Annotated in this window: 7 protein-coding genes; 1 reads left to right on the top strand and 6 read right to left on the bottom strand. The window is 63.2% G+C overall.

Annotated features, from left to right (window positions below; translation table 11 throughout):
* Positions 1-175: 175 nt before the first annotated feature.
* Together EN990_RS34630 and EN990_RS34625 are read right to left on the bottom strand one after the other, a co-directional pair.
* Entirely contained in the window at positions 176-694 is a 519-nt protein-coding gene (locus EN990_RS34630) for a dihydrofolate reductase (RefSeq protein WP_013531029.1), read from the bottom strand.
* The gene (locus EN990_RS34625; protein WP_127385236.1) at positions 694-1,695 is read right to left on the bottom strand and encodes a DUF4424 domain-containing protein; all 1,002 of its coding nucleotides are present in this window, start codon (positions 1,693-1,695) and stop codon (positions 694-696) included. Before EN990_RS34625 ends, EN990_RS34630 begins: the two co-directional genes overlap by 1 nt.
* A 225-nt stretch (positions 1,696-1,920) precedes the next feature.
* On the opposite strand from EN990_RS34625, the gene cobF reads away from it, so the two are divergent.
* Positions 1,921-2,694, top strand: coding sequence for a precorrin-6A synthase (deacetylating) (gene cobF / locus EN990_RS34615; protein ID WP_127370287.1), 774 nt, complete (start codon positions 1,921-1,923; stop codon positions 2,692-2,694).
* Between the two features lie 161 nt (positions 2,695-2,855).
* Here cobF and EN990_RS34605 read toward each other — a convergent pair whose 3' ends face one another.
* The 4 genes from EN990_RS34605 to modA form a co-directional block, all read right to left on the bottom strand.
* Complete coding sequence (locus EN990_RS34605) at positions 2,856-3,197, bottom strand: winged helix-turn-helix domain-containing protein (RefSeq protein WP_013531026.1); 342 nt, start codon at positions 3,195-3,197, stop codon at positions 2,856-2,858.
* An 80-nt stretch (positions 3,198-3,277) separates the two neighbouring features.
* The gene (gene modC / locus EN990_RS34600; RefSeq protein WP_127385234.1) at positions 3,278-4,390 is read right to left on the bottom strand and encodes a molybdenum ABC transporter ATP-binding protein; all 1,113 of its coding nucleotides are present in this window, start codon (positions 4,388-4,390) and stop codon (positions 3,278-3,280) included.
* Positions 4,387-5,091, bottom strand: coding sequence for a molybdate ABC transporter permease subunit (gene modB, locus EN990_RS34595; RefSeq protein WP_127388560.1), 705 nt, complete (start codon positions 5,089-5,091; stop codon positions 4,387-4,389). Before modB ends, modC begins: the two co-directional genes overlap by 4 nt.
* Positions 5,092-5,106: 15 nt before the next feature.
* Positions 5,107-5,628 (bottom strand): molybdate ABC transporter substrate-binding protein (gene modA / locus EN990_RS34590; protein WP_127388559.1); only part of this gene is annotated, 522 nt, incomplete at its 5' end.

The raw sequence follows: 5,628 nt of genomic DNA, 5'->3' as shown, positions 1-5,628 counted from the left end.
GGGCATGAATGTCCTTTCGCTTGGAATTCCCTCAAGCGCCGGCATTACGGCGCAAAATCCAGTATTGTTCTTCTATAGGCACGCCACGGGGCGCTTTCAACGCGATGCGCTTCCGACTTCGTCCGATTTGGTCCAGTCGCGACCCTTTGTCTTCCTTCAATGGCTCTTTTTTCGTTCAATGTCTCTCGCGACGCCGCTCGTAAACCGAATAGCGCGTCGGGTGGCTGTCCTTTTCCCCGGCAGGGACGTCCTGCGAGCTGACAATGCGCCAGGAATCGGGATCGATCGGCGGGAAATGCGCATCGCCGTCGACCGCTGCCAGCACATGGGTGACGTGCAGCCGGTCGGCCAGCAGCATGGCCTGGGCATAGATTTCGCCGCCGCCGATGACGCACACCTCGTCGACATCGGCCATGCCGCGCCCGCGCACCGTCGCCAGCTGGATCGCGGCTTCGAGCGAATGTGCCACCTCGACGCCCTCGGCGCGCCAGGTCTCGTCGCGGGTCACGACGATGTTCAACCTGCCCGGCAGCGGCCGACCGATGCCCTCATAGGTCTTGCGGCCCATGATGATAGGCTTGCCCATCGTATCGGCCTTGAAGCGCTTGAGATCGGTGGAGAGCCGCCACGGGAGCCCGCCGTCCCGCCCGATCACGCCGTTCTCGGCAATGGCAACGTAGATTGCGACATGCATCAATTTTCGTCCGTCGGCTCGAGGATCAGGATGTCGATGTCGCGCTCGGGGTAGAAATCATCCGCCGTCATCTCGAATGTCGTCGGTCCGGTCTTTTTGACATTGTCGCCGCAGAACGAGACCAGGGCTTTCGGATTGCCCTTGTCGATCGTCAGCTTGAACTTGCCGATCGTGCCCGTAGCCCAGTTGCCGCCGGTGGTCAGGATATAGGCGATGCGGCTCTCGAAATATTTGGGGTAGCCGTCAGGGTCGTCCTTGGCCGCCTTGCGCACCGCATTTTCGAATGTGCCGTCCATGCAATACCGGGTCTTGTAGGCCGCATACTGACCCTGGAATTTGCCGTCGTAGAAGAAGCTGACCGAAGACGTGCCGCCGACGCTCGGCCTGTAGTGGTGGGAAACATGGACGTCCTTGTTGGCCGGAAAGGTCGAGCGCCACCAGTAGGTCGAACGCAATTGCCAGAACGGGGTGTAGACCTTGCTCGTCTCGGTGCCGTCGCTGCCGGTGTCCTCGATGATGATGCCGCGGTTGACCCAGTCATCGACAACCGCTTGCGGCAGCTTCGCCAGCGCCGCCTTCGCCGCATCGCCGAAAGGATAGAACGGCACGTTTTGCGCCTTCAGTTCAGCGCTGATGTCGATGCCGAGCGCCAACACCTTCTGCTCGAGCTGCGGCTTTGCGGCGACACCGTCGATCGTCACCTCGAAACCGAGGAAATTATCGCTCTGATTTTCAGGAATCGCCGGGATTTCTTCGGGATTGCCCGATATGTCGGGCATCGGGAAGGCGACGATGGCCTGGACATCCTGATCGGTGTTGTTGTGGAAGACATAGTCGACCGTGACCCTTTCCGGCGAGATGAAAAGGTCCTCGCTTTGCATCGCCACGGCATCGCTGCGCGACAGGATCAGGCCGCCGGTGCCAAGTTCGGCAACCGAATCATTGGCGAAAGCGGGTACGGACGACAAGGCCAGCACGGCGGTCAGAACATATCGCAACATGGAAGCCCCCTCGGCTGGAATGCCTGCAGGACCCTAGCCGTTTCAATGTGGCGTTCAAAGCCCTTCCGTATCCGCGGACGAACCAAAGGGAGCTGGACTGCGGTCTGGACACGCGCCTGCGCGGTCTGGACACGCGCCTGCGCGGTCTGGACACGCGCCTGCGCGGTCTGGACACGCGCCTGCGCGGTCTGGACTAACGGGTTCCGATCGGGCAGGAGTTCGCCCATGCGCAAGCTTCTCGTCATCGGCATCGGCGCCGGCAATCCCGACCACATGACCGTTCAGGCCATATCAGGCCTGAACCAGGCGGATGTGCTGTTCATTCCCGACAAGGGCGCGAAAAAAAATGAATTGGCCGAACTGCGCCGTCAGATCTGCGACCGCTTCGTCACCAATCCGAAGTCGCGGCGCGTCGAATTCGACGTGCCGGTGCGCGACCTCCCGGTAGAAGATGGTCCGGCGCCCTCCTACCGCTCGACCGTCGATGACTGGCATCAAGCCATCGCCGCCATTTACGAAGGCCTGATCCGCGACGAGATTGCAGGCGACGGCTGCGGCGCCTTCCTGATCTGGGGCGACCCTTCGCTCTATGACAGCGCGTTGCGCATCCTTGAGCGCGTGCGCCTGCGAGGCGATGTGGCGTTCGAGCTTGAGGTCATCCCCGGCATCACCGCCGTCCAGGCACTTGCCGCCAGCCACAAGATGGCGCTGAACCGCATCGGCGATTCCGTCCTCATTACCACCGGCCGCCGCCTGACCGAAGAAGGCATGCCGGACAATGCCGGCAGCGCGGTCGTCCTGCTGGACGGCAAATGCGCCTTCAACACGCTGGCCGACAAGGATGTCGTCATCCATTGGGGCGCCTACCTCGGAACGGAAGACGAGATCACTCTCTCCGGCAGGATCGGTGACATCGGCGCAAAGATCGAAAAAGTTCGAGAGGAAGCCCGTCGGCGGAAGGGCTGGATCATGGACAGCTATTTGCTGCGCAAGCCCTAATAGGAAGGCAATAGGGGAGTAAGGCAATAGGGCAGTAGGTGAATGACGTTTTGTGTTGGAAGACAGCACGCGAATGCCGCCCTACTGCCCTACTGCCCTACTGCCCTACTGCCCTACTGCCCTACTGCCCTACTGCCCTACTGCCCTACTGCCCTACTCCCTCACCCAGCCTCAATCTCCGCCTGCAACGCCTCCATATGCGTCGCTGCCGCGGCCGCCGCCGCGCGCTCGATGGCGCGGAAGCGGCTGACCACTGCCAGGCCGACCGCCGTCAACTGTGCGCCGCCGCCCTTGCGGCCGCCGGTCTGTGCCGCCACCAGCGGCTTGCCGAATACCCGGTTCATGTCCTCGACCAGGTCCCAGGCGTGCTTATAGGACATCTCCATGCCGCGCGCGGCGGCCGAGATGGAGCCGAAGGCGGCGATCTGTTCCAGGAGTTCGATCTTGCCCGGCCCGACGCGCCCGTCGGGATCGAGATTTATCCGCAAGCTCAGCGACGGCATCTTTGCTCTCCGCGGTCACATCCCAACGTCATACTAGAAGCTCCCTGGCGAAACCGCTATTCCAAAAAGACATAGCGGGATCATCCATCCGTCTCGGCGGGCAGGCCGGCGCCGGTGTTCGCCCGATCGAAGCTCACCGTCTTGATCACCGCGAAAACCTTGCCGCCAAGATGAAGCTTCAGCGCCTGCCGCGACTGTTCGGTGATGCGGGCAAGCACGGTTGCGCCATTGCAGTCGATACCGACCTCGACCGCCGGTCCCTCGCCGGGGCTCATCGCGGTAATGGTTCCCGGCAGGATGTTGAGCGCGCTGAGACCCCTCGGCTTTTCGGTGGCGATCATCACATCGCGTGCGCGGATACGGATGCGCACCGGCGTACCTGTCTTCATCGCCAGCTGTGGCACCCGGAGCTCGCCCGCAGCCGAGCCGAGCACGGTCATGCCGAAACTCTCGTCGTGATGCAGCACCTTGGTGTCCAGCACGGCGCCGCCCTCGCCGCGCTCCTCCGCCGGCAACAGGTCGAGCCTTTGCATCACCGCCTCGGTCGGCCCGCTGGCAACGACATTGCCCTGCGCCAGCATCACCACGTCGCTGGCCAGCCGCGCCACTTCGGCGACCGAATGACTGACATAGACGATCGGGATTTTGATCTCGTCGCGCAGCCTTTCGACATAGGGCAGGATTTCGGCCTTGCGCGCCTCGTCGAGCGAGGCCAGCGGTTCGTCCATGAGCAGCAGTCTGGGGCTGGCAAGCAATGCCCGGCCGATCGCCACACGCTGTTTCTCGCCACCTGAGAGCTTTGCCGGCCGCCTGTTCATGAGCGGCCCGATGCCGAGCAGGTCGACGACGGCATCGATATCGGCGTAGCGCTCCGCCGGCGGCGTGAACCAGCGGCCGTAGCGAAGATTGCCGGCAACGCTCAAATGCGGAAACAGCCTTGCGTCCTGGAACACCATGCCGATGCGGCGCTTGTGCTTCGGCACGAAAATGCCGGCACCGGTATCGACCAGCACACGGCCGTCAACCTCGATGCGTCCCTTGTCGGGCCGGATCAGCCCGGCAATCATGCCGATCAGCGTCGTCTTGCCCGACCCAGACGCTCCGAACAGCGCCGTCAGCCGCCCGGCGCTTTCGAAGCGGGCGCCGATGGCGAAACCGCCCAGCCGATGGCTGATGTCGACGAGAACGCTCATTCGATGTCCAGCCGCCGGCCGACACGCCGCGCCAGCACCTCCGAAGCCACAAGTGCTGCCATGGAGATGACAATGGAAATCAGCGTCAGGCGGAGCGCCCCTTCATCGCCACCCGGCACCTGCGTGAAGGTGTAGATCGCCGACGGCAATGTCTGCGTCTCATTGGGAATGTTGGAAACGAAGGTGATGGTGGCGCCGAACTCGCCCATCGCCTTGGCGAAGGCCAGGATGGCGCCGGCGATCAGCCCGGGCAGGATCAACGGCAGCGTGATGGTGGCAAACCCCCAGAGCGGATTGGCGCCGAGCGTTCCCGCCGCCGCTTCCATCCTACGGTCCACCGCCTCGATCGACAGCCGGATCGCCCGCACCATCAGGGGAAAGCCCATGACGCCGCAAGCCAGCGCCGCACCTGTCCAGCGGAAGGAGAAGACGATGCCGAAATGCTCGGCCAGGAAGGCACCGGCCGGACCGCGCCGGCCGAAGGTGAGCAGCAGCAGATAGCCGGTCACCACCGGCGGCAGGATCAGCGGCAGATGCACCAGCCCGTTGAGAACCGTCTTGCCCCAGAACTGTCCCCGGGCAAGCAGAAGCGCGATCAAGATGCCCGGCGGCAGGCTGGCGAGCATCGCCACCGTTGCCACCTTGATGGACAGCCGGACCGCATTCCATTCGTCGGGAGTGAGGTCCAGCAGCCAGTTCATAGTGCCCCTTGGAACTCAGTTGCTCGGCGCGAGCACGGTAAATCCCTGATCCTTGAACAGCGCGGCCGCCTTGGCCGACTGCAGGCATTTCAGGAAAGCCGGCGTATCCTTGTCCTTCGAATCGGCGGTCTGGGCAACCGGATAGATGATCGGCGGATGCGAATCCTCCGGGAAGGTGCCGATCACCTTGACCCCCTTTTCGGCATGCGCGTCGGTGGCATAGACAATGCCAAGGGCGGCTTCGCCCGTCGAAACCAGTTTCAGCGCCGCGCGCACGTTTTCGGCCTGCGCCACCTTGCCCTCGACCGAGGACCAGACGCCGAGCGATTCAAGCGCGGCCTTGCCGTATTTGCCGGCCGGCACCGCCTTGAAATCGCCCATGGCGAGCTTGCCGTCGCCGATCAGCTTGGCGAGGTCGAAACCCTTCTCGATCCTGGTGTCGACCGCCGAGTCCTTCGGCGCCACCAGCACGATCTGATTGCCGAGCAGCTTCACTTCGGTGTCCGGCTTGGTCAGCTTCTTGTCGGAGAGATATTT

This window comes from Mesorhizobium sp. M7A.F.Ca.US.005.03.1.1 (assembly GCF_003997975.1).
GTDB classification, from domain to species: domain Bacteria; phylum Pseudomonadota; class Alphaproteobacteria; order Rhizobiales; family Rhizobiaceae; genus Mesorhizobium; species Mesorhizobium ciceri.
Note: the sequence above shows the minus strand (reverse complement) of the source record. Positions and strands in the feature narration are given on the sequence as shown.

Coding starts and splice junctions, on each gene's coding strand:
- modB (WP_127388560.1), bottom strand. CDS start 5,091: ATGAACTGGCTGCTGGACCTCACTCCCGACGAATGGAATGCGGTCCGG.
- EN990_RS34625 (WP_127385236.1), bottom strand. CDS start 1,695: ATGTTGCGATATGTTCTGACCGCCGTGCTGGCCTTGTCGTCCGTACCC.
- cobF (WP_127370287.1), top strand. CDS start 1,921: ATGCGCAAGCTTCTCGTCATCGGCATCGGCGCCGGCAATCCCGACCAC.
- EN990_RS34605 (WP_013531026.1), bottom strand. CDS start 3,197: ATGCCGTCGCTGAGCTTGCGGATAAATCTCGATCCCGACGGGCGCGTC.
- modC (WP_127385234.1), bottom strand. CDS start 4,390: ATGAGCGTTCTCGTCGACATCAGCCATCGGCTGGGCGGTTTCGCCATC.
- EN990_RS34630 (WP_013531029.1), bottom strand. CDS start 694: ATGCATGTCGCAATCTACGTTGCCATTGCCGAGAACGGCGTGATCGGG.